Genomic DNA, 22882 nt, shown 5'->3' on the forward strand with positions numbered 1-22882 from the left:
GCTACCTAACAGTGTTGGCATCTACTCCATATTGGCCGAAATCTCCGTCCAGGTTTAGGGCCGCTGCCCATACGTCAGCGATCGCCAAATCCACTCAACCGGTCCGTACCGGAAGTATCGCAGCCAAAGAACGGAAACCGGGATCTGTATCGCCCAGATAGCGAGAACAACCCCAACCATCTCAATCCGCGACAGCTGCCCAAATAGACCAAGTCCGTGTCCGTAGAAGACGAACGTTGCAAGCACACTTTGCAGTAGATAGTTTGTCAACGCAAGCCGTCCAACCGCAGCCAACGATTGGGATACAACACCTGTTGCCCACAGCCGACACCAGAGCATCACGATTCCAATATAGCCTCCTGCGAGCGCAAGGCTCCCCCAGTAGTTGAACTGTCGCCACAGCAGTGCATATTCAGCTTGCCACTGCATCGCAGCGATGTACCAGACGCCGATCGACGTTGTGAGGATCCCAATCGCACTTCCACCGATTGCAAGCGCAAGGTAGGTCTTTGTCGATCGGTCGTTTGTGAGAAATCCGCTCTTATACAGCGCCATCCCAATACACATCAACCCACCAACGCGCCATGCAGAGTAGTTGATAAAGCCGCTTGTTTGTCGGGTGAACGCTGTTGGTACACGGTGTTCCGTCTGTTCGACCCATCCCGATCGATACGTCTGCACCTCAGATTGAAGTACAGCGGTGGCCGGCTCCCATTGCTCACGGATAATATCTGCACCAGCAGTGAGCGCAACAAGCACCTCCGAAACGGAGATGATCCCGATGAATCCAATTCCAAGGAGGAACAGCCGCAGCGGTGGCCAGTGTCGAAGATAGACGACCAACAGCCCACAGAGCGCATATGCAACCAGAATGTCACCGTACCACAGCAGGTACGCATGTGCAAGCCCAATGATGAGCAGCCACACATTTCTTCGCTGGAACAGCCGAACAGCACGTTCCTTTCCAGTGGTAAATAATAACACACCTGCCCCAAACAGCATCGTAAACAGCGAGATCATTTTCTGTTCGACAAAGATGTGTGTAACCAGCCACGAGAAATAGTCCCACCCGGTAAAATCGCCGTACACGGTTGGGTTCAACAGGACGGCTTCGGGCATTGCAAATACCCAGATATTAACAAGCAAAATACCAAGCAGTGCAACCCCACGAAGAACATCAAGGCTCATAATCCGATCGGATGGGGCCGTTGGCGCGGGCGATGGCTGCTCAGCGGACATCACTAACAGGAGCAGTAGTACTCCCGATCGGTGAACTCCGTGTTGATCAGTTTCACTGCAGGTGCAGGGTCAGACGGTCTGTACACGCCGGTTGTCACTCCGGCCGTATCCTCAAACGAGCCCGAAACGAGCGATTGCCACTGTGCATCCGAGAGTACATCCCAGAATGCGTCATTTGTGGCAAGCAACGAGAGGTAATCCCGGAGGTATACCCAGCGTGTCTCTTCGATTGGTGTCTCACTCGGCGCGAGCGAGTCGTCACTAACCGCATCAGCATACGCCGCAAGCGGGAGGTTTGCACCAGCTGCAACCGGCATTGAAATCCACTTCCACGGTCGGGTGTTGATATCAAGCAGTACGTACTCTTCTCTCTCACCATCGTAGACAAACTCCGCTTCGCTAATGCCGTAGTACCCTGTTTCCGCTAAGACCGCAAGTGCACGCGCTTCGATCTCCGGATGCGAGACCCGATCGACAACGCAGGACGTCCCGAACGCTTGTGGATACCGAACTCGTGCATTTCCAACAACCGCAAGTGCGTCAGCAACATCCCCAACTGCTGGATTCTCGGTCGCTGGTGGAACGTATGATGCGAGCGATCGATCCTTTCCTTGTACAATTGGAACGCGTTCTTGGAGCAGGACCTCAATATCTGCGCCCGAAGCTTCTGCGAGCAGTGAGTCCAGCTCTTTGCGATCGGTAACTTCGACAACGTTTGTCCCGAATGCTTCCTCAAATTCGCGCTTGAGTGCCGGCTTTACAACAAGCGGGAAGGATAACGCATCAACAGCCTCATCAACATCCGTTTCATCCAACCAGTACGTTTCCGGGTATGGGACACCCAACTCATCAGCAATTCGATACAGCGACGATTTATCCAGTACGCGATCGACGATCTCATACGCTGCAAATGGGAGGTGAACACCCTCGGGCTCGGATTCAGCATAGGCGTGAACCCACTCGTCCATACAGCCAAATGCAACCGCTTCGCCGCCTGCTGCGTCAACGATCGCTTCGACATCAGTACGAAACCCGTCGAGGTCGGTCAGTGGGAATGTCACTTCACCAGCAAAATCAATCGCGTTGGATGGTGGTGCAACACCGTCGCCGTTTCGATCGAGCGCAATGACCGGAATATCATGGGCACTCAGTGCTCGCGCAACACTTACACCTGTAATGTGTGCGTTTGACACAAGCGCCGGTGGTCGATCAAATGAGTGCGCAGAGAGCGTGTCGATCAACGCATCCGTAGAGAGAAATGAATCTGCCATAGATTACCTCATGACTCCACCAGCAAAAATGCATCAAAAGCGGTTGAGGCCGCCGGGATACACGACACCGGTTGCTTGACAATGGCCTTTTGCCGATCGAACACCTTTTGAGGAATAATGACTGAGCTTCCAGATCGAGTTCACAGCGCGTTCAGAGATCATTCCTCGTTTGAAAAACGCCCAGACGGCGCATATGAGTCGGTAACAACGCCGTTCGACGGTGTCGTGACACCGATCCCAGCAGAGAACGGACGGATCCAGTTTGAGATCACCGTCTCTGTTCCGATGCTTAACCAAGTCACCGAAGATGAGGTTGCACCGATCGTCGAAGAGGGATGGTATGAAACATTTGAGCTACGGGTAGTGGATATCTATGGCGTGACAAAGAAAGAGCATAACCTAGAGCCGATCGTCGAAGAGGACGGGGTCGACGCAACCGTTTCTGCAAGCTTTACAGATATAAACGAGCGAAGAGGCGTAGACGACGCGGGGGCGGTTATTGATTATGTGGAAGGAACATATGTCCAAGGGATCATCCCAGGATATGAGTACACAGATCCAGTAACACAGCTCATCTCACGTGCCAGAAATGCTGCCGGTGCAGAGTGACTAACAGTTGCTAGCCCATCGCAATATATGTCTGGGTGTCTTCAATTCCGCTAATTCCTTGGATACCCGCCGCAGCAATATCTTTTACACGTGCCGGAGAGTCGACAGTCACTTTCACAATAAAATCAACATCACCAGCAACAATATGTGCATCAACAACGCCATCGATCGTCTGAATCTCTGCTTTGACCCGATCGGCGTCACCTGTATTTGCTTTAACGAGAATGTAGGCAGTCACCGTCATGTTACTTCCCTCCAACCAGTGGCGCCGCAGAGTCTTCCCCAACAAGGAGCTGTCGTACATCTTCCAACACGGAGAAGGTCGCAAGCACTGCAACTCGATCGCCAGCTTCTAACGAATCATCCTGAAGCGGGATGCCAAGCGGCCCATCCGATTTACCGAAGGCGATGATACGAGAGGCAGCAGGTAGTGCAACCTCACTCAGCGTGTAGCCACGCATGGGTGACTCGTCTGTGATCGTGATCAAAAGGACCTGAATATTCTGTGCAATATCTGCGATTGCACGAACACTGCCTCCTAAGAGTGCATTTTTTGCACCGATCGCACCCAAGCGCTCAGGATAGATTACCTCATCAACTTCATCGGCATACTGCTGGTAGATCTCTTCTCGATAGTCCTCATCAATACGCATCACAGTGCGACAGCCGTGATGCTTTGCGATGAGACAGGCTGCAAAGTTTGCGTTCAGATCACCAGTAAGCGCACCGACTGCATCTGCATCTTCGACGCCTGCAACCTCAAGTACAGCCTCTCGAGAGCCATCACCTTCGACAACCGTGAATCCATCCGATCGAGCAGCATCTGATTTGCTGCTATCTCGCTCAATAATTGTCACCTCATGGCCTTCTTCCCGGAGTACACGAGCGGTCCGCTGGCCGACACGGCCGGCACCGATGACTATGAACTTCATGTGCTATGCTATACACACACAAGGGAATAACTGTATCCCCAATACCCATTTCGGATTCTGAGACAAACGCTTTTGCCAGCTGGTGTGGTAATCAAAGTCATGGTACACGCATTCATTATGGTCAAGACACATGCGGCATCGTCTGCCGACCTTCTTGGGCTCGTGCGTGAGCTCTCACCGGTGACGGAAGCGCATATCGTCGCGGGTGCCTACGACATCATCGTCGAAGTCGAGTCTGAAGGCGTCTACGAGGTGCTACAAACGGCTGCAAGCGAGATTCAATCTTTTGACGGGGTTGCGGACACAAAAACGTACATCTCACTCGAAGACTGATTACGCCAAATCGAGGTCATACGGATCGTGCCGCCCAAGATGTTTCTTGAGCTCACGGCGGCTCTGTTCAAGTTCACTTGTTGGGGTGGCGTATAGATGCTCAAACAGCTCGTCAGGTGATGGCCGTTCAATTGCTTCTACAATCTCAATTTCTTCCGAGAGTTCCTGATCTGTCTCGGCTCGGATCTCTTCGATGAGTTTCTCTGTGAGAATAGTTTCATCTACCAAGAATGATTCATATCGATCGAGTGGGTCTTGCAGTCGCCACTGCGGAAGGTCCGGCTCGTCATCACGATATCGACTCGGGTCGTCTGCGGTTGTGTGTGCTCCCTGCCGGTACGTGAGACTCTCGACGAGCACCGGTGACCCATCTTTTGCCGCTGCAAGTGAATCTTCGACGGTCTGTTTGACCGCAAGCGGGTCATTACCATCAACCTGGACGCCAGTGATACCATACGCATCGGCTTTTGCTGCGATCGATTTGCTTGCAGTCTGCTCCGATCGCGGGAGTGAGATTGCCCACCCGTTGTTCTCACAAAAGAACACAACTGGTGCGTCAAAGACACCAGCAAAATTGAGTCCCTCGTGGAAATCACCCTCGCTCGTTGCCCCATCTCCAAAGCAGACGAGCATGGCTTCATCACTCCCCGCATAGTTCCGTGCCATCCCTGCACCTGCTGCGTGTGGAATCTGCGTTGCGATTGGCACCGCTTGTGGGAAAACCGGGATATCGTGATCGGAATAGTACTCCGGGTGGCCACGTCTAAATGCGAAAATATCGCTCATTGGGACGCCACGGGCGATCTGCAGCGCGTTCGATCGATACGTTGGAAAGAGCCAGTCATCATCAGAGAGCGCATGTGCGGCACCAACTTGTGATGCTTCTTGTCCACGGTACGGTGGATACCCGCTCATCCAGCCGCGTCGCTGGAGTGCAAGTGCCCGTTCATCAAACCGCCGCGTTCGAACCATGTCCCGGTAGAGCGCAATTGCCTCCTCCTCGCTGTAGGGGAGGTCATCGCGATTACCGTCACGAATCACACTGTGCATGCCACGTCATCGAAAGGAACCGTGATAAAATATTCCACATCCTGTGACACACATCAGTCGATACCAAGAAAACCCTACAGCACGTAGATAGTGTATGCTCTCTGTGATTAGTGCGATCCTGTTCATTGGTGTGCTCGCACTCCATACAGTCATTGCCGCGGTTATGACCCGATTTTTCCGAATCCGGTTAGAGACGACGTGGGGATGGATCTTTTTTACGGTGTTCTTTATTCCGGTTGTACTGCTTATTTCTACACTGTTATTTACTGGTGTCTTCCAAATTGGGGTCGATCTTGGGGCTCCGTCAGTCGCTGCTGGTGTCCTCATTGGCCTCCCACTTGCAGTTGGATTTACCATCGATGTGCTCTACATCCCTCCACCGGATGAAATTGAACTTCCAGAAAAGGCCTGAATGTCGCTGGAACGATTATGCGTTTACAAACCGTGCAATCGTTGCTTCGACACGATCGAGAACGACCTCTGGAGGTTCTGTCGTGTCGACACGAACGAATCGATCAGGGTTTGCTTTGAGTAGCCGTTCATAGTTTTCTTGGACCTTCGAGAGATATGCAACCTGTTCGAACTTATTTGTCGAGCCACTCCGTGCGGCGGCAAGCTCTGGATCAACATCAAGATAGAGCGTCAGATCAGGCTCGCGGGAAAATGCTCTATGAATACCCTGGATATACTCAAGCGGCCTCACGAGTTCGCTGTCTTCGAGTGTCGCTGCTTGATATGCAAATCGGGAGTCGGAGAACCGATCGGAGATAACCATTCGATCGTCCGCCAAGGCAGGCCGAACGACACGAGAGAGATGGTCTGCGTGATCTGCGGTATAGAGGAATAGTTCCGCAAGCGAATCCGCGTCATCATTGTTGATCGAGCGGTAGACCGCATCACCGTACCACGAATCAGTCGGTTCGCGAGTAAACACTGCATCCGGGTACGTATCCTGTAATGCCTCCCAAACAGTTGTTTTTCCGCTCCCATCGAGACCTTCGAGCGTGATGAGCATATACAGGTAGACCCGACGGGAATCAATGAACCCTCCGATCATTTTTGCGCCGGTGTTGGTCAGTTAGACGGTACTTTTAGGTCTATTCCGTCCGACAATACGGGTATGAAGGTACTGGTAGCCGGTGGGAGCGGGTTTATTGGGACGCATCTGTCACGTGAACTGCTCGATCGGGATCATGATGTAACTGTGTTGGCTCGATCGCCGGATGAGACAGAACTTCCGTCTGGTGTCAACACTGCAGTTGGTGATGTATCGGCCTACGACTCGATCGTCGAGGCTGTTGCGGGGCACGATGTTGTCGTAAATCTCGTTGCACTCTCGCCGTTGTTCGAGCCCAAAGATGGCAACAAGATGCACGATGAGGTGCACAGACATGGCACCGAAAACCTTGTCAAGGCCGCCGAGGAGGGCGGTGTATCAAAATTTGTCCAGATGAGCGCGTTGGGTGCTGATCCAAACGGAGAGACCGCATATATTCGCGCAAAAGGACAGGCAGAAGAGCACGTAACTAACTCTTCGCTTGACTGGGTTATTTTCCGTCCGTCGGTCGTCTTTGGCGAAGGCGGCGAGTTTGTCTACTTTACAAAGAAACTCAAAGGAATGTTTGCACCAGGGGTGCCACTCTACCCGCTCCCGGGGGGTGGCAAAACACGCTTCCAGCCGATCTGGGTTGGTGACCTCGTCCCAATGCTTGCAGACGCAGTCGATGAAAATGAGCACGTAGGACAAACATACGAGGTTGGAGGGCCGGAAGTACTCACCCTTCGACAGATTACGGATATGGTGTATGAGTCCGAAGGCAAGAGCGTTTCAATTGTCCCGCTGCCGATGGCCATGGCCGGAATTGGTCTCACCGTCTTAGGAGCCGTTCCAGGGTTCCCAATGGGGAAAGATCAGTACCGATCGTTACAGTTCGATAATACAACAACGACAAATGAAGTTTCGTCATTCGACATGTCAGCGTCAGCACTGACTTCATTTGCGTCATATCTCGGCCTCGAATAGAAGACAACTATTTTACACAACACCGGAGTTTATATACTAAATTTAGCGGGCGTGATTGCCGGTTAATACGGCTCAGATCGTGTTTAAGCAGTCATTAATACTGTACTCATGGCTTGCGTAAGCGGTGATTACTGCTGACACCGGCGAAACCCGCCTCATCACAAGGTTTATATCCGTTTTGCTACTGTTTTCTCTTCAATGACGAGGGGACACGAAAAATGAAGCTTGCAATGATCGGCTTCGGTCAAGCAGGGGGGAAGATCGTTGACAAATTCGTCGAGTACGATGCCCAAACAGGGTCACAGATCGTCCGTGCGGCGGTTGCAGTTAATTCTGCAAAAGCCGACCTGATGGGACTCACAAACATCCCAAAAGATCAGCGCGTGCTCATCGGGCAGTCGCGCGTGAAAGGACACGGTGTTGGTGCCGACAACGAACTCGGTGCTGAGATCGCTGAAGAGGACATTGACGAAGTTCAAGGCGCGATCGATGGAATTCCTGTACACGAAGTCGATGCCTTCCTTGTGTGTGCTGGACTCGGTGGCGGAACCGGATCCGGTGGCGCACCAGTGCTTGCAAAGCATCTCAAACGAATCTACACAGAACCAGTCTACGGGCTTGGTGTCCTTCCGGGCAGCGACGAAGGTGGGATCTACACACTGAATGCGGCACGATCGTTCCAGACGTTCGTTCGGGAGGTAGACAACCTCCTTGTGTTCGATAACGACTCGTGGCGCAAAACGGGCGAATCGGTACAGGGTGGCTATGACGAAATCAACGAAGAGATTGTCAAGCGCTTCGGTATCCTCTTCGGTGCTGGTGAGGTTCAAGCCGGCCAAGAGATCGCAGAAAGTGTCGTTGACTCTTCTGAGATCATCAACACACTCGCCGGCGGCGGCGTGTCGACGGTCGGGTATGCCGAAGAAGAGGTTGAAGAGCAGTCCTCTGGTGGCCTTCTTTCACGGCTCCGTGGCGGGGGCGAAGAAGATGACCTCGACACAGCACATACAACAAACCGGATTACAAGTTTGGTTCGCAAGGCAGCACTTGGGCGGCTAACACTTCCATGTGAGATTGAAGGCGCTGAACGTGCCCTGCTCGTAATGGCAGGTCCATCACAATACCTGAACCGAAAAGGGATAGAGCGCGGCCGCAAATGGCTCGAAGAACAGACAGGTAGTATGGAGGTTCGGGGTGGGGATTACCCGCTCAAAGGTCGTGGGATCGTTGCAAGTGTAATCTTGCTTTCCGGAGTGACGAACGTTCCGCGAATCAAAGAGCTACAACAGGTTGCAATCGAGGCACAAGATAACCTCGAAGATATCCGATCGCAAAGCGAGACGAATCTACACGAACTTGTTAACGACGACGAAGACGAGCTGGAATCGCTATTCTAGCTCCGATTCGAAACAATATCGGGGATCATTTTTGTGAGAAATCGGAGGTCTCAATAGCGTTAGCCACGGACAACGTATCGATGGAGATACTCATCCCGTTTGATAACAGAGAGCCGAAGACACGGCTCTCTCCGGTACTCAATCGAGATGAGAGACAACAGTTCGCGGATGCGATGCTCTCTGATGTCCTATCTGCGATCAAGGAAACCAATCATACACCACACCTGCTTGTGACAACACCAACCGACCGGAGTGAGAAGGTAACTGTCGACGATCGATCACTAACAGCTGCGGTCAACAAGTTTCTCTCGACTACGAAACTGCCGGTTGCGATTTTGATGAGCGATCTGCCACTATGTACGCCAGCCGTAATTGAACGACTCTTTTCGTATGAGACGCCGATCACGATTGCGCCGGGGCTTGGTGGAGGGACCAATGCGTTGGTGATCCGAGATAGATCGTTTTCGGTTGATTACCACGGCTACTCGTACAGAGACCACTGCCAGCATGCTGCGTCGAACTCGCTCGCGGTCTCTGAGTGTGATTCACGACGGTTAGCAACAGATGTGGATGAGCCAACTGACCTCAGAGAAGTGGTATTGCACAGCGATGGTGCAGCGGCAACGTGGCTTCGTACGAACGGTTTCTCGCTGAATATCGAACAGAAAAGTGGGAGAGTCAGTGTCAAAAGAGACGAAAACAACAACAGAGAGTGATAGGTTTTTGGCTGTTCGGCGGAGAGACCGTGATATGGACCGATCGGAGATCGAATCACAGCTTGGATTGTCTATTCCAGACCGTGAACTCGATCGCCTCCTTGCAGTTCGCCCTCGTGATGTTGCAGCCGCATCCTCGCTCACATTTGCTCGGAACGTATTTTTACCGCTCACAACGGCCTGTAAGTACACCTGTACCTACTGTACGTTCTATGATGTCCCCGGACAAGCGTCACTGATGACTCCCGAAGAGATACGTGAAACGGTCCGAGTTGGTGCGGATGCAGGCTGCACCGAGGCGCTGTTTACGTTTGGTGACAAGCCGGACGAGCGATACACAGAGATTCACGACCAACTTACTGACTGGGGGTACGATTCGATCATCGACTATCTATATGACGCGTGTTTGATTGCGCTTGATGAAGGGTTACTCCCGCATTCGAACCCCGGTGACCTCACAGAGGCGGAGTTCACACAGCTCAAAGAGGTAAACGCATCCATGGGCGTGATGTTGGAAACAACTGCGGATGTTGATGCACATGCCGGCAATAGACGCAAAACACCACAACAGCGCCTTCATACGATTCAGGCAGCAGGGAGACAGGCCGTTCCGTTTACAACCGGGATACTAGTTGGAATTGGCGAGACATGGCGCGATCGGGCACTGAGCCTTGCAGCGATTGCAGCGTTACATGAGGCCTATGGTCACATTCAGGAGGTAATCATCCAGAACGTGGTCCCGAACGATCGATCGAGTTTTGAACAGCCATCAGTTGAGACCATGCGGCGAGTGGTTGCAATGGCCCGTGCAGCACTTCCTGCGGATGTGTCGGTGCAAGTGCCGCCAAATCTCTCGCCAACAGCATCGTTGCTTGACTGTGGGGTTGATGATCTTGGTGGAGTCTCACCAATTACAGATGACTACATTAATCCGGAGTACAAATGGCCCGCATTAACGGAACTAACCTCACTTGCAGATACCGCAGGCGTCCCTCTACACGAGCGGCTGCCGGTCTACAACCGGTTTCTCCCGGCACAGTTCCGTCGTGACGAGTTCTCGACTGTATCTGCACCTGCGGGCGGAGCCGAAGCGTGGCTTTCCGCAACGATTAGGCGTGCAATATCCGCTTCAACAGTCCATGGGGAGCGTTTTCGAAAGGTTGCCCAGCGTGATGGGCCTGTACCAACCTATTAAATAGCCGCAAAATCAGTAGCCGTCGGCACCTTTTTGCCAGTATAGTCATATAAAATGGACAGTACTATGGATCCAGTCGTACTTCAACTCGGTGTCGAGTCGATAAATGTCGGAGACATTCTGCAACGGACAGTTGCATTCTTTGTTGGGCTCTTTGCAGTCTTACTTGTTGGGCGGCTGTTGTTCGTCCCGCTTGTCCTCAAAGGGTTAGAGAACAGAGATTTTGACAAAGCAGTACAAAGTCTCGGCGAAAGTGTCACAGGGGGGATTGTGTGGTTCGCGGCAATTGCAGTCGCATTTACACTGGGTGGGTTCGGTGCCTTCTTAGGTGCATTTGCGACGCTTGGTGGTGCGCTTGCACTGGCGATTGGATTCGCTGCACAGGACCTAATTGGGAATTTCGTTGCTGGTGTCTTTATTCTGAAAGACAAACCGTTCGAGGTCGGCGACTGGATCGAGTGGGACGGCCAGAGCGGCCGTGTCGAAGACATTGATCTACGTGTCTCACGTGTCAGAACGTTCGACAATGAACAGATCACGGTTCCGAATGGTGACCTCGCAAACAATGCTGTTAAAAACCCAGTTGCGTACAATACGCTCCGACAGAAGTTCGTCTTCGGAATTGGGTACGACGACGATATCAACGCAGCAACAGAATACATCACCGAAGAAGCAGAGAACCACCCGGACATTCTGGAGGATCCTGCACCATCCGTTCGATTGGTTGAACTTGGTGACTCCGATGTTGGGCTTCAGTCACGTTTCTGGATCGAAGACCCAGACCGTGGTGACTTCGTGCGAGTTCGCTCTGAGTACATTCAGGCAGTTAAAGAGCGCTTCGACGAGGAAGGCATCGACATCCCGTACGTCCACCGGACGCTTACTGGCGAAGTCGAAGTAATCGAGTCGATCGCACAAGAAGCGTAAGCGCACGATCGATCGAAATCGAACCGTTACGATCGGAAAATAACTCATTTTATACGGCAACAGCTGTGTTGGAGTCTGCATTCGTGAGTAGGCTATAGAATCCCACAGAGCACACAGCACGGTTCGGCACCCATTTCTCGCGCTTAGTTAATCCTCGTCGACGATGAACTGCGAGGCGATGTCTAAGACATCCGATTTTGATAGTGCCGGATCAAATGCCGCTGGGAATGGGGCCTCTTGATCAAGCACCCGAAGGAATGAGGCGTGTCGTGCTTCGACACTGTGAATGCTGAGCGCTGGTGGGACGAGATCCTCGTTCTCGATGAAGGGTGCCGCGCCAGCGTACGCAGAGACACCGGTGTCTTCGAGCGCGATTGCGGTGGCAATGAACTCGTCAGGCTCCTCAACGGTACTTCCAAAGTCGAACTCGGGTTCGTCAACGGGATCGCCGTCGAGTTCCTCGACTACTGCGCCAAGCACCTCGAAGTGGATCTCTTCGTGATCCCGAATCGTCCCCAGGTAGTCGTACACGTTGTCCGTGATCGGATCGCCAAAGTCACTGAGTACGTCGGAGTCCGTTAGTTCATCTTCGCTGATGTTGTCCAATCCCTGTTCGTAGAATCGGAATTCGAGTGCCTCCAACGTCCGAGCAAAATTGAGAATCTCGATATCGTCCTCAAACTCGTTTTCGATCATCTCCGGTGCCTCGTCATACTCATCGTCGTCTGCAGCAGCTGGTGCTGCGAATGCCCCACCGAGAGCAAGTACGCCGAGTGCCCCTGCAGATCCGGCCAGAACCTGCCTTCGGGTGTTGTACAACGGTTGCGTCGATCGGTCAGGATCGTTATCGTCTGGTAACATTACAAATGGTAATCATACGTGTATACGCTTTGTTATGCCACTACACCGCTTTCATCCGTGATTACAATAAGGAGTAAGCTGAAACGGGAAACAGTATGGTATGGTAACGTATATGTTGCACAGTACCGGAGGAACAGGACACGTCCCTCGGTAAGGATAGCCTCAAATCCACTATTATTTGACAAGTATTCTAACTTACTTGTGATTATGTTATTTACTCATGAGTTAGACAGAAAAGCCTCCTAAAATTTGAATAAATTCATAAGTTTTCATTTGTATACAACTTATTCCACTCTATATATCAAATTAATATAAACGCCGAAATACCACTTACACCGAATCTAACCCACTAATGGCACAGATTTGCTATTTTTTTAGTGCTGGCAGTTGTACACCTTACATAAATAGCGAGAATTGGATTCATGTTGTATATCTTATGTGTATAGAGTACGTAACGGAGTTGTGTCCATTATATATACATATATGACCATGTCAAGAATAAAAACAAAATATATTTGATAAATCGACTGCTTCGTTTCCGTTTTCGTTTCCCTGCTCTGAGGGGCCGGTTCTCAAGACTTAGCATATCCCACTGTATAGAGTAGATGAAGTTTTGAGAAATAATGTGTCGCCGAATACCGTATCGGGGGTCGAGACGTCGAATTATGCGGTTCATCCGCTTTCCATAGCGATCGAACAGATCTTCAGTGGACGCGTCAGCTACTTGAATCGGCAGTGAGTGAACCGCACAGGCAGAGACAGGCCGCTATATCCGATCGCCGAACCGATCTGGAATCTCTTTTCTGATCGCAACGTAGAGAATCCCAACAACAAGTGCAACCGTCGCTAATACCGGGATCGGCTCAGTAAAGAGAATAATTCCTGGCACGATAAGTACGATCGAGAGAAAGAGGTCTTCGGGAGCGCCATCGTACCGGATCCAGTATTTTGGGGCAAGCCATCGTCGATGTGTATGCGCATACACGGCTTCTTGTGACTCTTTGTTCCACGGCCGAGGTTCAGGACCAGCACCAAACCAATCCATACCGGAATGGATCGCAGCTGATACAAAAAAGAAGCTCAAAAACACCGTAAGCGACGAAAGGCTGTAGACTGCTGCGCCGATCGACAGAACAGTTGGAATCCAGTAGTAGACCGGAAAGTGGAGCGTTTTACGATGAACACCAACAAACAGGTCAAGGTCGGGGAAAATACCACCAGCAATCCCTCCGATCGCGGCGATGACTGCAAACTCGGGTGCGATCGGAAACATTATTGTCGCGAGGGTAATACCGACACCGATGTGGGTGGGGCTCATCATAGCTGATATATATTGACGAGCGTCGATCGGGATGATCTCAACGTGCAACTGGAGACCCAGAAGCCCTAATCGTCAGCAACGGCGGGGTGCGAGTGCTCTCTGTGTCCCGATGAGAACATTGGCGTTCCATCAGCACGCGGACCAAGTTGTGGTCCGATCTTGTCTGCGTCTGGGTCAACCCTCCGTGTTCGACGGTAATCAGTTGATCGTTCGACAGCGGGTCGACCGATCGCCGAAATCATCTCCCCATACTCATTGACGGTTCGATACTCACCGTATTTTCCACCCGCTCGTTTTGTGATCTCTTCGGAGAGGATCGTTCCCATAAAGTCGTTTGCACCACAGTTGAGCAGTTTCAGCCCTTTTGCATTCCCGTATTTGACCCACGAAGACTGAATGTTCTCGATGTTATCCAAAAAGAGCCGCGAAACAGCAATCATCAGCTCATCCTCTGCATCAGATGCGCCGCCATCAACAACTCCATGTTTGTACAGTGGCGTGTTCTCATGGATAAACGAAAGCGGAACAAACTCCGTGATGCCACCAGTACGGTCTTGAAGATCTCGAATAACGTTGAGATGGGTGACTCGATGTGCGACGTTCTCAACGTGACCGTACATGATTGTAGAGGTAACATCAAGTCCCGCGGCGATCGCACCCTCAATTGCGTCCACCCAATCCTGACTGGTAATTTTCCCGGGGCAGATGACATCCCGTACCTCATCGACAAGAATCTCTGCGGCAGTTCCAGGTGCGGAATCAAGCCCAGCCGCACGCAACTGTTCGTACGCCTCTTTGTAGGTCCACTCTGTGCCTCGAATTGCGTGATACGCCTCCTCAGGCGTCATCGAGTGGACGTGAATGTCTTCAACCGACATCGCTTCGATCTGCTCGATGTAGGTCCCCGGATCCGTCGTGTACGTCTCCGGTGGTTTGTAGTTTACTTCGCTTGCAGGATTCTCGTACCCGGAGAGAATCTCGTGATGTTCTTGATTGAGGGCGAACGCAGGATGCAATCCGGAGACAGAGCAGACCTCTGAGATACCAAGATCAAGTGCGTCAGTGACAATCGCACGTGACTCTTCGGGTGTTTTTGTGAACCCGCCGTGCTCACCCTCGTAGCTTGCCTCGAACTGGTGGGCCGTGTTTTTGAAATTGCAGAATAGACAGCCAACATTACACGCAGTGGTCACATTGTTGTTTAGATTGACAACGAACGTGACATCATCACCGACCACTTCTGCCCGGCGCTGATCGGCTGCTTCAAGCACTAACTCTTTCCGATGGTGATCGATTCCATCTGTTTCAGTACCGGTTGCCATGAGCTCAATCCCGTCATCGATGGTGAGTCGATCGCCATTCCGTGCGTTTGCTAACGCATTCTCAAATGACTGATCGGTTGTTGGGACACACTCGAAGTCGAACGCATCAGGATCAAGCTCAGCGGCAGACCGGCGACTCATCATTCTACTCTCTCCAGCGAACAGGTAAAAAATAGGTGGTACCGGAACCTACCTTTATGCCCTCAGGGGCCACTGTCATCGTATGTCAACGGATCTCTCGTTTCTTGATTCGCTCTCACTCGACGGCCGCATATCACGTGGGAGTTCCGATCGAACCGAACATGCAAGCGATTGGCAGACCCGTGACGTTGGGATTGAGCCGGACGTTGTTGTGTTCGCGCATTCGACGGAGGATGTCTCGCGTGTGCTTGCAGCGGCAAACGATCGCAGCATTCCGGTGACACCGTATGCGGCAGGCACTGGATTGGAAGGCGGAGCGCTCCCGCTGCAGAAGGGAATCAGTCTTGATCTCACAGGATTGAACGAGATTCGATCGATTCGCCCAGCCGATCAACAGATTACTGTTGGCGCAGGTGTGATCGGAAGCGACCTCAATGACGCCGTTGCAAAGCACGGCCTCTATCTTCCACCGCTACCTGCCTCAGGGTCGATTTCGACGGTCGGTGGGATGATTGCAACGGATGCAAGCGGGATGCAGACAGTCAAATATGGAGAGGTTGCAGACTGGCTGCTTGATGTAGAGGTCGTTCTCGCAGATGGGCGGGTCACAACATTCGGCTCAAAAGCGAGAAAAACGTCGAGCGGATACAATCTTAAAGAGCTGGTTGTTGGAAGCGAAGGGACACTGTGTGTTATCACCGCAGCGACGTTCCGTCTCGCAGGGCGCCCGGCTCAGATCCGCCGCGGCCGTGCCGTCTTTGAGACGCTTTCAGACGCGACCGCTGCGATCGCAGATGCAATCACTTCTGGTGTCGATGTTGCGACGATCGAACTGATGGATTCGGATGCAACCATGCTTGTGAACGCACATAGCGAAACTGACCTCCCGGAGGTACCGATGGTGTTTGTTGAGTTTCATGCAAACCATCATATTGAGGAGGAGATTGAGTTCTGTCAGTCTATTTTTGCCTCGCACAATCTCCGTGAGTTCGACCTTCCGGAGAGCGAACGGGAGATGGATGCGATCTGGGAGGCAAGAGAGAATATCACCTACGCAGCAGCGGAGTGGAAACCACATCTTAGAGAGAGCGAACCGGGAGATGTGACGGTTCCGATTAGTGCGTACGGACCGCTTGTCGATCGGGTCAAAGAGATTGCACAGGAACACGACCTTCTGATTCCGTGTTTCGGACATGCAGGCGACGGTAATCTCCACTACTTTGCGCTGTTAAACCCGGATGATCCGGAGATGGTCGCCCGATCCGATGCGGCGTATGAAGAGATTGTCGAGGCCGCAATCAAGTTGGATGGCACTGCAACCGGCGAACATGGGATCGGAATTGGAAAACAGAAGTTCATGGAACAAGAGCACGGATCCGTGAGTATTGACGTCATGCGATCGATCAAAGACGCCTTCGATCCGAATGGGATTTTGAATCCGGGGAAAGTCCTGCCACCCGTCAACGACTAGTTAGCGGCTCCACCGATTCCTGGCAGCCGGTCGGGTAGGAAACCTACTCATTCGGGACAATATACTCACACATGTGCATATATAATTCGGAAAATTACCACTGATACACACAAAAGTGAAAGTTACTTAGGGGACGCCGACGCGATGTGATGTATGACGAGCGTCAAGGAGTTCCGAGTCGATCGGAATGCCACACCGACCGAACTGGGACGGGGGAGTTTTGTGTTTACAGATGCGTACTCGGTCTTCGATTGGGGACAGATGCCGGATCCGATCGAACGCAAGGGCGAGAGTCTCTGTACGATGGGTGCGTACAACTTTGAAGTTCTTGAAGCAAACCATATCCCAACGCACTATCTCGGTGTCGTTGACCCTACGACGGACGGAACTGAGCCGGTCGATCTTGCGGAGTGTACGGCTGCGCCGAACGAGATGGTGATCGAACTGACACAGGTTCCAACACTTCCATACACCGGCAGCGAGGGTGAGACAGCATACGACTACGACGCCTATCACGAGGCTGCGGGTGAGAACTACCTGATTCCGCTTGAGATCGTCTTCCGTAACACCGTCCCTGTGGGGTCAAGTCTCCGAAAACGGGGCTCGCCGGCCGCGTATGGACTAGAGATGGGGAGTTGGCCTGCTGAGCCGGTTGACCTTCCAGAGCCGGTTGTCGAGTTCTCGACCAAGTACGAAGAGCAGGATCGGTATCTCGACCGAACGGAGGCAGAACAGATCGCAGGTGTGGCTGAACTCGATCGGCTTGAGGAGTTGGCGCGTGCGGTAAATCATATCATTACCGAACAGGCTGTACGGGCAGGATTCACACATGAGGATGGGAAAATAGAATGTCTCTACTATGATGGAACGATCAAAGTTGCAGATGTGGTCGGGACGTTTGACGAAAATCGATTCTCTTACGACGGCCAACAGGTCTCAAAAGAAGTGATCCGGCAGTTCTACAAGCGCGAACAGCCTGACTGGGTAAGTGCGGTTGCAACCGCTAAAAAAGAGGTTGCACTTGCTGATACGGCTGATTGGCGGCCGCTGTGTGATATTTCACCGATGTCTCTCCCGGATGAAATTCTCACTGCAGCCTCTGATATGTATTCGTCGGGAGCGAATGCATACACTGGAAAAGCGTGGTTTGATGCACCGTCGATCGGGGATGCAGTTGCCGCGGTTGAGAGCCTGTAACTATTAAATATCGTAGATACGAAATTAGTCGTCTGCTGGTGTTGGTGGCCTTTCGATCGGTTCAACTGGGTCGTCTGTCGGCGCGATTGGATTTGCCGCATCTGCGGCAGCAGAGAGTCCAAGCTGGTACGCCGCAGGATCTGCATTGTCTCTGAGGCTGGTTCGGCCACGGTGTGGTGCGATCGCATCGTCAAGATGCAGTGAAACCGCCTCAAGGAGTGCTTCGGCCTCAAGCGGCTGTCCACGCGCCTTGATTTCGTCGATCGTTGCGTCGTCAGGCACATCAAACGCCCGTTGGGTGATGATCGGACCCTGATCGAGATCAGTAGTTACGTAGTGTGCTGTGACACCGGCGATTCGAACACCCTCTTCTTTCGCCTGTCTGTATGCTGCCGCACCTGGGAACGCAGGAAGCAGGCTTGGGTGGATGTTGATAATTCGATCTTCGTATCGGAAGACGATTTTTGGACCGAGAATGCGCATGTATCGTGCTAAGACGATCAGGTCGACCTCGTGCTCTGCAAGGATGTCCAAGATCCGATCCTCATCAGGTGAGCCGCTTCCGTCACCGACATCATAGAACGGGATCCCGTGATTGTCCGCTATGTCTCGGAGGTCGCCACGGTTCCCGATGACGACTGAAATTTCAGCGTCGACATCGCCATCAAGCCGTGCTTCGATCAGCGATTCAAGACAGTGAGTCTCTTTGGTGACGAAGACGGCGATGCGTTGGGTCTCTCGATCGCTGGGGAAGCGGACCTGAATATCAACATCGAGTTCTCGGCCAAGCGATGAGAGTGCAGATCGAAGCTCCGATCGCTCACAGCGCATCTCGGCAGTGTCAACACGCATGGTCATCCGGAAAATACCATCACGAACTGCCTGGTCGAGGTCTTCGATATTAATTCCACGCTCGAACAGCAGTGTCGTGACACGGGCGATGAGCCCTGTTTTGTCCCCCCCAATGACCGTAATCTCAGTTAGTTCGGTCGTCATCGGGAGCCCTCCACGGTGTGCTGTTCGGTTGCTGTCATCGAGATACCGAAAGGAATCGATCGCAAAAAGGGTGTCTGTCCGGAACGCCCATCGAGTAGCGGTATCGTGTCACTAGCTAACGTACGCTTACTCTATACACGTTAGTGCATGAACGAAGCGTTCCAAAAGAGCTTTTGACCATGGTCGCGCAGTATCTTTCGATGACCGCCTACACCGCAACGGTGACTGTTCGATTGAAACATGGTGTTCTTGATCCGGAAGCGGAAACAACGAAGCGATCGCTTGAACGGCTTGGATTCGAACTCTCCGCACTGCGCTCTGCAGACAAATTCGAAATCGATCTCGATGCGGACGATGCGTCGGCTGCCGAAGCAGAGGCAACAGAGATGACGGAGCGTTTGTTAGCAAACCCAACCATCCACGACTACGAGATTTCGGTCGCGGAAACAGAGGCCTAACCATGACGGTTGCTGTCGTCCAGTTTGGTGGCTCAAACTGCGATCGAGACGCAGTACGTGCACTCACCTATCTCGGAGTTGATGCCGAGCGAGTCTGGCACGAGGATGGACTTCCTGAAGAGACGACGGGTATCATGCTTCCGGGTGGGTTCTCTTACGGGGACTACCTTCGAGCGGGTGCAATGGCTGCGCAGTCTCCGATTATGGATGAAGTCCGATCGAAGGCAGAGAATGGGACGCCCGTGCTCGGTGTTTGTAACGGTGCTCAGATTGGCTGTGAGTCAAAACTCACCGACGGTGCGTTTACGACAAACAAGAGTGCTCGATTCCAGTGTGAACACGTCTATCTTCGCGTTGAACGCGCAGATACACCGTGGACCAACGCCTACGATGTTGGCGATGTTATCGAGATCCCGATCGCACACGGAGAAGGCAGGTTTGAGATTACCGAAAAGCGGTACGATCAGCTCGAAGCGAACAATCAAGTGCTATTTCGCTACTGTGACAAAGACGGAAATAGTACCGATGACGCAAACCCCAATGGTTCAACCGGAAACGTCGCGGGAATTCTTGGAACATCAGAGACGGTTGCTGTGTTGATGCCGCATCCAGAACGCGCAACACTGCCTGACATTGGTGGCACAGATGGCGAAGGTATTCTTCACGGATTCGCCGAATAATCCTCGCTACTCGGCTTGTGAGACGGTTGATTGAACCTGAATGCCTGGTTCGCCATCATCCCGTTTTACGAGTCGGGTCACCCCTGTTTTTCCGTGCGCACCCTTGTCTAATCGGATGTATTGGAGATCGCTTTGGTCCTCTACCCATGTCTCAAATACCTGCTGGGCATCGAACACGTAGAACTCTGCAAGTCGTTCATCCATCGTTCGTGGATTCTGCACGAAAATGATTGTATCGTCATCGGTAAGCAGATTCGCTTGGATCCACCCATGCTGAAAGCGAAGGTCTTTCGCAGAGAGCTCTTGCAGTGCAGTTTCAGAGTAGACGATCGGAACCGCGTCGCGTGATCCGCGTCGCTCGTCGATCGATCGATAGATACGGAAGATACGTTGCATGACGTAGAATCGGTTGTGGGTCAACATACCGGTGAGCCCACGCTTGTGAACACGGTAGATGTTTGGATGATCGTAATCCCAGTCCGCATACCAGTCGATAATGAACAGCCGGTTTTCATCAAGAAGCTGTCCGAGTGACGAGATCCGACTTGCAATTTTTGTCTCAACCCACTCACGACCAAGGGTTCCCGGAACAAAGATTGGCACTGCAGCGCCAGCAAGCAACGACTCGACAGCAACCTCTGCGACGATATCACTGACTCGTGCACGGCCATCGTGTGACAGCACAACGGATTGCCCCTTTGAGAGCCCACCGCCACCCAGTTCATCTAATCCAGGAACGCCGGTTTTCCAGACGCGGCCAACCGGCTGTGTTGGGGACCACCGCGAGACGACGGTTGGTCCATTTCGCGTGATTTCAAACTCATGCATCCGGGTATCGTGATCGACACCGCGAAGCTTCTCAACACGGAGATATCGGTGGTAATCACCACGGATTGGTTCATGAGAGAGACTAATAACACCGTGTGCCGCAAATCGGAGCAGTTCAGGTGCAGCAGAGCCGGTTACAGCTCCACTATCCGGCTCTTCTGCGATGAGAAGCGTTGTTGCATCAAACCGATCGGCAAAGAGTCGGATCAGCTCCAAAATATCCCGCCGGAGAAGATCGGGATTGTCAGCCATCGGGGCAATGCCTGAAAGGCTGTCAACGACAATTCGATCGACCGGCAGATACTCTGTTAGATGCTCTTCTAAATATTCCGTCGTAAACGGGGCGTAGAAATCATGTGGTCGGTCCTCATCTCGCTGGAGTTCGCTCAACATAAGCCCATCTACACCATCAATTCGTTGCCCAGGTCGTGCATGAACCGATGCGATCGAAAGGTTTGGATCGTCTAACTCAAACGAAAATGGGGCAAACGAGTCGCACAACTCTTCGCGTGTCTGTTCAGTTGTTACATAGAGTGCCCGATCGCCATCATCGAGTCCTGCTTGGAGGAACTGCATGGCGAAGGTACTCTTTCCGGTACCCGGTCCCCCCGAAAGGAGGATCGCCCGGTTCGCGGGGAACCCACCATCAAGCAGGCGATCAAGCCCAGCGTCGCCTGACGGCACTTGTGTAAGTTCGTATTCAGTCTCACCGTATACATCAGCCATTGTGACGTTGTAGGTACTGGGAAGGCAAGCAGTATAAACCCCAGCGACGGTGAATTGACAGGCTTTGTGGCTATCGGACGAGCGGCATATTGTAGCTCGTCTCCGCTTCGATCACGAGCTCCCACGTTGTTTCACACTCACAGGAGACTTGCTCGAACACCGTCTCGTCTTGGCGGAGGTTGAAATCCTTGATCGCTTTTTGTACCAAATCGTCACACTCCCCACAGTTATGCGCGCCGCGATCGCTGCCATGTCCGACCGGGTCGGAGACGACGATCGCATCCGAATCAGCAGTTTCTTTGAGGGCGTGTGCAACTGACCAGAGCCACGGTGGTCGGTAGCCGCCACGGAAGAACAGCTCATCAACCATCGTGTAGCGCTGCACATTACACGGGTTCATCGACACGGTATGGCAACCTGAGACGTCAGCACAGCGTTTAATCGAGGAGATCATATCTTCGAGTGCTTCCGGCTCCGACAGGAACGGTGGCTTCATGAGCAGATACGCTTTGACACCAGCCCCCGCAGCATCCGCTTCAGCACAAGCGGCCTCGAAATCGGAGAAGTCAAAATACTTGTTGACACAGTCGTGTCTGACACGATCGGTCGCGGTTTCTAATCCAACTGCAACATCAGTGTCGATATCATGCTGGGTGAAATCCGCCAGTTTCGCTTCGGAGACGAAATCAGGGAGTGATTCAACAACCATTCGCTCCCTATCTGAGAACGTCTCTGCGATCGCAGCGCGGGTTTCTGCGGGGACCTCACGCTCATCAAGGAATGAGCCGGAGGTGTAGATCTTGATGAGTCCACACTCTTCATCGGTGTTTTCGGCTTCGTGCTCGAGACAGACGTCAATCTGGTCCATAAGCGCGTCATGTGCGACAGTACCGCCTTCGACTGATTCTGCAACATACCCACACATTGTGCAGCCGCCGGCACGGGCCCATCGGCAGCCACCAGTATTGAGAATAATCGTCAGGCTTTGGTAGACGCCGTTTGGGGTGTTATCCTCGTCAATCCAGACACGGGTGGGTTGGTGTGGATCGTAGTGTTTCTGTTTCTCCGAACGGATGTCGCGCATCACCGAATTGTGTGCGTCCATGCCGCGCCCGGTTTCGTACACTTCAGGGCTCGGTTTACTCATTACCTGTGGTATCCAACCGAGGCGTAAAACCTCACCGACACG

At 52.5% G+C, this 22882-nt stretch carries 24 protein-coding genes; 12 read left to right on the forward strand and 12 right to left on the reverse strand.

The genetic code is table 11. The features are described from left to right. Positions 1-54: 54 nt before the first annotated feature. Complete coding sequence (locus tag AArcSt2_RS05840) at positions 55-1239, reverse strand: DUF418 domain-containing protein (RefSeq protein WP_250583410.1); 1185 nt, start codon at positions 1237-1239, stop codon at positions 55-57. Between the two features lie 2 nt (positions 1240-1241). Then, positions 1242-2510, reverse strand: a complete 1269-nt coding sequence (locus tag AArcSt2_RS05845) for a carboxylate--amine ligase (protein ID WP_250583411.1) — start codon at positions 2508-2510, stop codon at positions 1242-1244. 117 nt (positions 2511-2627) lie between these two features. Here AArcSt2_RS05845 and AArcSt2_RS05850 point away from each other — a divergent pair, with 117 nt between their 5' ends. Next, positions 2628-3119, forward strand: coding sequence for a DUF5813 family protein (locus AArcSt2_RS05850; protein ID WP_250583412.1), 492 nt, complete (start codon positions 2628-2630; stop codon positions 3117-3119). Between the two features lie 10 nt (positions 3120-3129). On the opposite strand, the gene AArcSt2_RS05855 is transcribed toward AArcSt2_RS05850, so the two are convergent. Both AArcSt2_RS05855 and AArcSt2_RS05860 read right to left on the reverse strand, forming a co-directional pair. Beyond that, positions 3130-3363 (reverse strand): Lrp/AsnC family transcriptional regulator, encoded by a 234-nt coding sequence (locus AArcSt2_RS05855; protein WP_250583413.1) that lies wholly within the window; start codon positions 3361-3363, stop codon positions 3130-3132. 1 nt (position 3364) lies between these two features. Then, the gene (locus AArcSt2_RS05860; RefSeq protein ID WP_250583414.1) at positions 3365-4051 is read right to left on the reverse strand and encodes a potassium channel family protein; all 687 of its coding nucleotides are present in this window, start codon (positions 4049-4051) and stop codon (positions 3365-3367) included. A 99-nt stretch (positions 4052-4150) separates the two neighbouring features. Here AArcSt2_RS05860 and AArcSt2_RS05865 point away from each other — a divergent pair, with 99 nt between their 5' ends. After that, complete coding sequence (locus AArcSt2_RS05865; protein WP_174651955.1) at positions 4151-4384, forward strand: Lrp/AsnC ligand binding domain-containing protein; 234 nt, start codon at positions 4151-4153, stop codon at positions 4382-4384. Here the strand turns inward: AArcSt2_RS05865 and AArcSt2_RS05870 are convergent, their stop codons facing one another. Further along, positions 4385-5434, reverse strand: a complete 1050-nt coding sequence (locus AArcSt2_RS05870) for a thiamine pyrophosphate-dependent enzyme (RefSeq protein ID WP_174651956.1) — start codon at positions 5432-5434, stop codon at positions 4385-4387. A 94-nt stretch (positions 5435-5528) separates the two neighbouring features. On the opposite strand from AArcSt2_RS05870, the gene AArcSt2_RS05875 reads away from it, so the two are divergent. Further along, a complete protein-coding gene (locus AArcSt2_RS05875; RefSeq protein ID WP_174651957.1) occupies positions 5529-5846 on the forward strand; it encodes a DUF7991 family protein in 318 nt (105 codons plus the stop codon). A 15-nt stretch (positions 5847-5861) separates the two neighbouring features. Here the strand turns inward: AArcSt2_RS05875 and tmk are convergent, their stop codons facing one another. Beyond that, on the reverse strand, positions 5862-6449 hold the full coding sequence (gene tmk / locus AArcSt2_RS05880; protein ID WP_250583415.1) for a dTMP kinase: 588 nt from the start codon (positions 6447-6449) through the stop codon (positions 5862-5864). Positions 6450-6554: 105 nt separating this feature from the next. Between tmk and AArcSt2_RS05885 the strand changes: the two genes are divergently transcribed. The 5 genes from AArcSt2_RS05885 (at position 6555) to AArcSt2_RS05905 (ending at position 11692) form a co-directional block, all read left to right on the forward strand. Then, a complete protein-coding gene (locus AArcSt2_RS05885) occupies positions 6555-7457 on the forward strand; it encodes a complex I NDUFA9 subunit family protein (RefSeq protein WP_250583416.1) in 903 nt (300 codons plus the stop codon). A gap of 218 nt (positions 7458-7675) precedes the next feature. Continuing rightward, a complete protein-coding gene (locus tag AArcSt2_RS05890) occupies positions 7676-8854 on the forward strand; it encodes a tubulin/FtsZ family protein (RefSeq protein WP_174651960.1) in 1179 nt (392 codons plus the stop codon). Positions 8855-8934: 80 nt separating this feature from the next. Continuing rightward, positions 8935-9570: a 2-phospho-L-lactate guanylyltransferase gene (gene cofC, locus AArcSt2_RS05895; RefSeq protein WP_174651961.1), complete on the forward strand. Its 636-nt coding sequence runs from the start codon at positions 8935-8937 to the stop codon at positions 9568-9570. A gap of 34 nt (positions 9571-9604) precedes the next feature. After that, positions 9605-10765, forward strand: a complete 1161-nt coding sequence (gene cofG / locus AArcSt2_RS05900) for a 7,8-didemethyl-8-hydroxy-5-deazariboflavin synthase subunit CofG (RefSeq protein ID WP_250583417.1) — start codon at positions 9605-9607, stop codon at positions 10763-10765. 54 nt (positions 10766-10819) lie between these two features. Next, positions 10820-11692 carry a mechanosensitive ion channel family protein gene (locus tag AArcSt2_RS05905; protein ID WP_174651963.1) on the forward strand — a complete coding sequence of 291 codons (873 nt, stop codon included), beginning with the start codon at positions 10820-10822 and terminating at the stop codon, positions 11690-11692. 147 nt (positions 11693-11839) lie between these two features. Here AArcSt2_RS05905 and AArcSt2_RS05910 read toward each other — a convergent pair whose 3' ends face one another. The 3 genes from AArcSt2_RS05910 to cofH form a co-directional block, all read right to left on the reverse strand. After that, positions 11840-12553 carry a ferritin-like domain-containing protein gene (locus tag AArcSt2_RS05910; protein ID WP_250583418.1) on the reverse strand — a complete coding sequence of 238 codons (714 nt, stop codon included), beginning with the start codon at positions 12551-12553 and terminating at the stop codon, positions 11840-11842. Between the two features lie 766 nt (positions 12554-13319). Next, positions 13320-13874, reverse strand: a complete 555-nt coding sequence (locus AArcSt2_RS05915) for a metal-dependent hydrolase (RefSeq protein ID WP_250583419.1) — start codon at positions 13872-13874, stop codon at positions 13320-13322. A gap of 65 nt (positions 13875-13939) precedes the next feature. Continuing rightward, positions 13940-15337 (reverse strand): 7,8-didemethyl-8-hydroxy-5-deazariboflavin synthase subunit CofH, encoded by a 1398-nt coding sequence (gene cofH / locus AArcSt2_RS05920; protein ID WP_250583777.1) that lies wholly within the window; start codon positions 15335-15337, stop codon positions 13940-13942. Positions 15338-15419: 82 nt separating this feature from the next. On the opposite strand from cofH, the gene AArcSt2_RS05925 reads away from it, so the two are divergent. Then, complete coding sequence (locus AArcSt2_RS05925) at positions 15420-16808, forward strand: FAD-binding oxidoreductase (RefSeq protein WP_250583420.1); 1389 nt, start codon at positions 15420-15422, stop codon at positions 16806-16808. 153 nt (positions 16809-16961) lie between these two features. Next, positions 16962-18005, forward strand: a complete 1044-nt coding sequence (locus AArcSt2_RS05930) for a phosphoribosylaminoimidazolesuccinocarboxamide synthase (protein ID WP_250583421.1) — start codon at positions 16962-16964, stop codon at positions 18003-18005. Between the two features lie 24 nt (positions 18006-18029). On the opposite strand, the gene AArcSt2_RS05935 is transcribed toward AArcSt2_RS05930, so the two are convergent. Next, positions 18030-19001: a formyltetrahydrofolate deformylase gene (locus tag AArcSt2_RS05935; protein WP_250583422.1), complete on the reverse strand. Its 972-nt coding sequence runs from the start codon at positions 18999-19001 to the stop codon at positions 18030-18032. A 200-nt stretch (positions 19002-19201) separates the two neighbouring features. Between AArcSt2_RS05935 and purS the strand changes: the two genes are divergently transcribed. Both purS and purQ read left to right on the forward strand, forming a co-directional pair. Beyond that, on the forward strand, positions 19202-19459 hold the full coding sequence (gene purS / locus AArcSt2_RS05940) for a phosphoribosylformylglycinamidine synthase subunit PurS (protein WP_174654454.1): 258 nt from the start codon (positions 19202-19204) through the stop codon (positions 19457-19459). 2 nt (positions 19460-19461) lie between these two features. Further along, positions 19462-20139, forward strand: a complete 678-nt coding sequence (gene purQ / locus AArcSt2_RS05945; RefSeq protein WP_250583423.1) for a phosphoribosylformylglycinamidine synthase I — start codon at positions 19462-19464, stop codon at positions 20137-20139. Positions 20140-20145: 6 nt separating this feature from the next. On the opposite strand, the gene AArcSt2_RS05950 is transcribed toward purQ, so the two are convergent. Beyond that, positions 20146-21693 (reverse strand): RAD55 family ATPase, encoded by a 1548-nt coding sequence (locus tag AArcSt2_RS05950; RefSeq protein ID WP_174651971.1) that lies wholly within the window; start codon positions 21691-21693, stop codon positions 20146-20148. A gap of 70 nt (positions 21694-21763) precedes the next feature. Further along, the gene (locus AArcSt2_RS05955; protein ID WP_250583424.1) at positions 21764-22840 is read right to left on the reverse strand and encodes an archaeosine biosynthesis radical SAM protein RaSEA; all 1077 of its coding nucleotides are present in this window, start codon (positions 22838-22840) and stop codon (positions 21764-21766) included. Positions 22841-22882 lie beyond the last annotated feature (42 nt).

The sequence above is a fragment of the Natronocalculus amylovorans genome (assembly GCF_023638035.1).
In the GTDB taxonomy this organism is placed as follows: domain Archaea; phylum Halobacteriota; class Halobacteria; order Halobacteriales; family Haloferacaceae; genus Natronocalculus; species Natronocalculus amylovorans.

What these genes read in the sequence shown, in the direction of transcription:
- AArcSt2_RS05840 (WP_250583410.1), bottom strand. Translation starts at nt 1,239, where the DNA reads ATGTCCGCTGAGCAGCCATCGCCCGCGCCAACGGCCCCATCCGATCGG.
- AArcSt2_RS05845 (WP_250583411.1), bottom strand. Translation starts at nt 2,510, where the DNA reads ATGGCAGATTCATTTCTCTCTACGGATGCGTTGATCGACACGCTCTCT.
- AArcSt2_RS05850 (WP_250583412.1), top strand. Translation starts at nt 2,628, where the DNA reads ATGACTGAGCTTCCAGATCGAGTTCACAGCGCGTTCAGAGATCATTCC.
- AArcSt2_RS05855 (WP_250583413.1), bottom strand. Translation starts at nt 3,363, where the DNA reads ATGACGGTGACTGCCTACATTCTCGTTAAAGCAAATACAGGTGACGCC.
- AArcSt2_RS05860 (WP_250583414.1), bottom strand. Translation starts at nt 4,051, where the DNA reads ATGAAGTTCATAGTCATCGGTGCCGGCCGTGTCGGCCAGCGGACCGCT.
- AArcSt2_RS05865 (WP_174651955.1), top strand. Translation starts at nt 4,151, where the DNA reads ATGGTACACGCATTCATTATGGTCAAGACACATGCGGCATCGTCTGCC.
- AArcSt2_RS05870 (WP_174651956.1), bottom strand. Translation starts at nt 5,434, where the DNA reads ATGCACAGTGTGATTCGTGACGGTAATCGCGATGACCTCCCCTACAGC.
- AArcSt2_RS05875 (WP_174651957.1), top strand. Translation starts at nt 5,529, where the DNA reads ATGCTCTCTGTGATTAGTGCGATCCTGTTCATTGGTGTGCTCGCACTC.
- tmk (WP_250583415.1), bottom strand. Translation starts at nt 6,449, where the DNA reads ATGCTCATCACGCTCGAAGGTCTCGATGGGAGCGGAAAAACAACTGTT.
- AArcSt2_RS05885 (WP_250583416.1), top strand. Translation starts at nt 6,555, where the DNA reads ATGAAGGTACTGGTAGCCGGTGGGAGCGGGTTTATTGGGACGCATCTG.
- AArcSt2_RS05890 (WP_174651960.1), top strand. Translation starts at nt 7,676, where the DNA reads ATGAAGCTTGCAATGATCGGCTTCGGTCAAGCAGGGGGGAAGATCGTT.
- cofC (WP_174651961.1), top strand. Translation starts at nt 8,935, where the DNA reads ATGGAGATACTCATCCCGTTTGATAACAGAGAGCCGAAGACACGGCTC.
- cofG (WP_250583417.1), top strand. Translation starts at nt 9,605, where the DNA reads ATGGACCGATCGGAGATCGAATCACAGCTTGGATTGTCTATTCCAGAC.
- AArcSt2_RS05905 (WP_174651963.1), top strand. Translation starts at nt 10,820, where the DNA reads ATGGACAGTACTATGGATCCAGTCGTACTTCAACTCGGTGTCGAGTCG.
- AArcSt2_RS05910 (WP_250583418.1), bottom strand. Translation starts at nt 12,553, where the DNA reads ATGTTACCAGACGATAACGATCCTGACCGATCGACGCAACCGTTGTAC.
- AArcSt2_RS05915 (WP_250583419.1), bottom strand. Translation starts at nt 13,874, where the DNA reads ATGATGAGCCCCACCCACATCGGTGTCGGTATTACCCTCGCGACAATA.
- cofH (WP_250583777.1), bottom strand. Translation starts at nt 15,337, where the DNA reads ATGAGTCGCCGGTCTGCCGCTGAGCTTGATCCTGATGCGTTCGACTTC.
- AArcSt2_RS05925 (WP_250583420.1), top strand. Translation starts at nt 15,420, where the DNA reads ATGTCAACGGATCTCTCGTTTCTTGATTCGCTCTCACTCGACGGCCGC.
- AArcSt2_RS05930 (WP_250583421.1), top strand. Translation starts at nt 16,962, where the DNA reads ATGACGAGCGTCAAGGAGTTCCGAGTCGATCGGAATGCCACACCGACC.
- AArcSt2_RS05935 (WP_250583422.1), bottom strand. Translation starts at nt 19,001, where the DNA reads ATGACGACCGAACTAACTGAGATTACGGTCATTGGGGGGGACAAAACA.
- purS (WP_174654454.1), top strand. Translation starts at nt 19,202, where the DNA reads ATGACCGCCTACACCGCAACGGTGACTGTTCGATTGAAACATGGTGTT.
- purQ (WP_250583423.1), top strand. Translation starts at nt 19,462, where the DNA reads ATGACGGTTGCTGTCGTCCAGTTTGGTGGCTCAAACTGCGATCGAGAC.
- AArcSt2_RS05950 (WP_174651971.1), bottom strand. Translation starts at nt 21,693, where the DNA reads ATGGCTGATGTATACGGTGAGACTGAATACGAACTTACACAAGTGCCG.
- AArcSt2_RS05955 (WP_250583424.1), bottom strand. Translation starts at nt 22,840, where the DNA reads ATGAGTAAACCGAGCCCTGAAGTGTACGAAACCGGGCGCGGCATGGAC.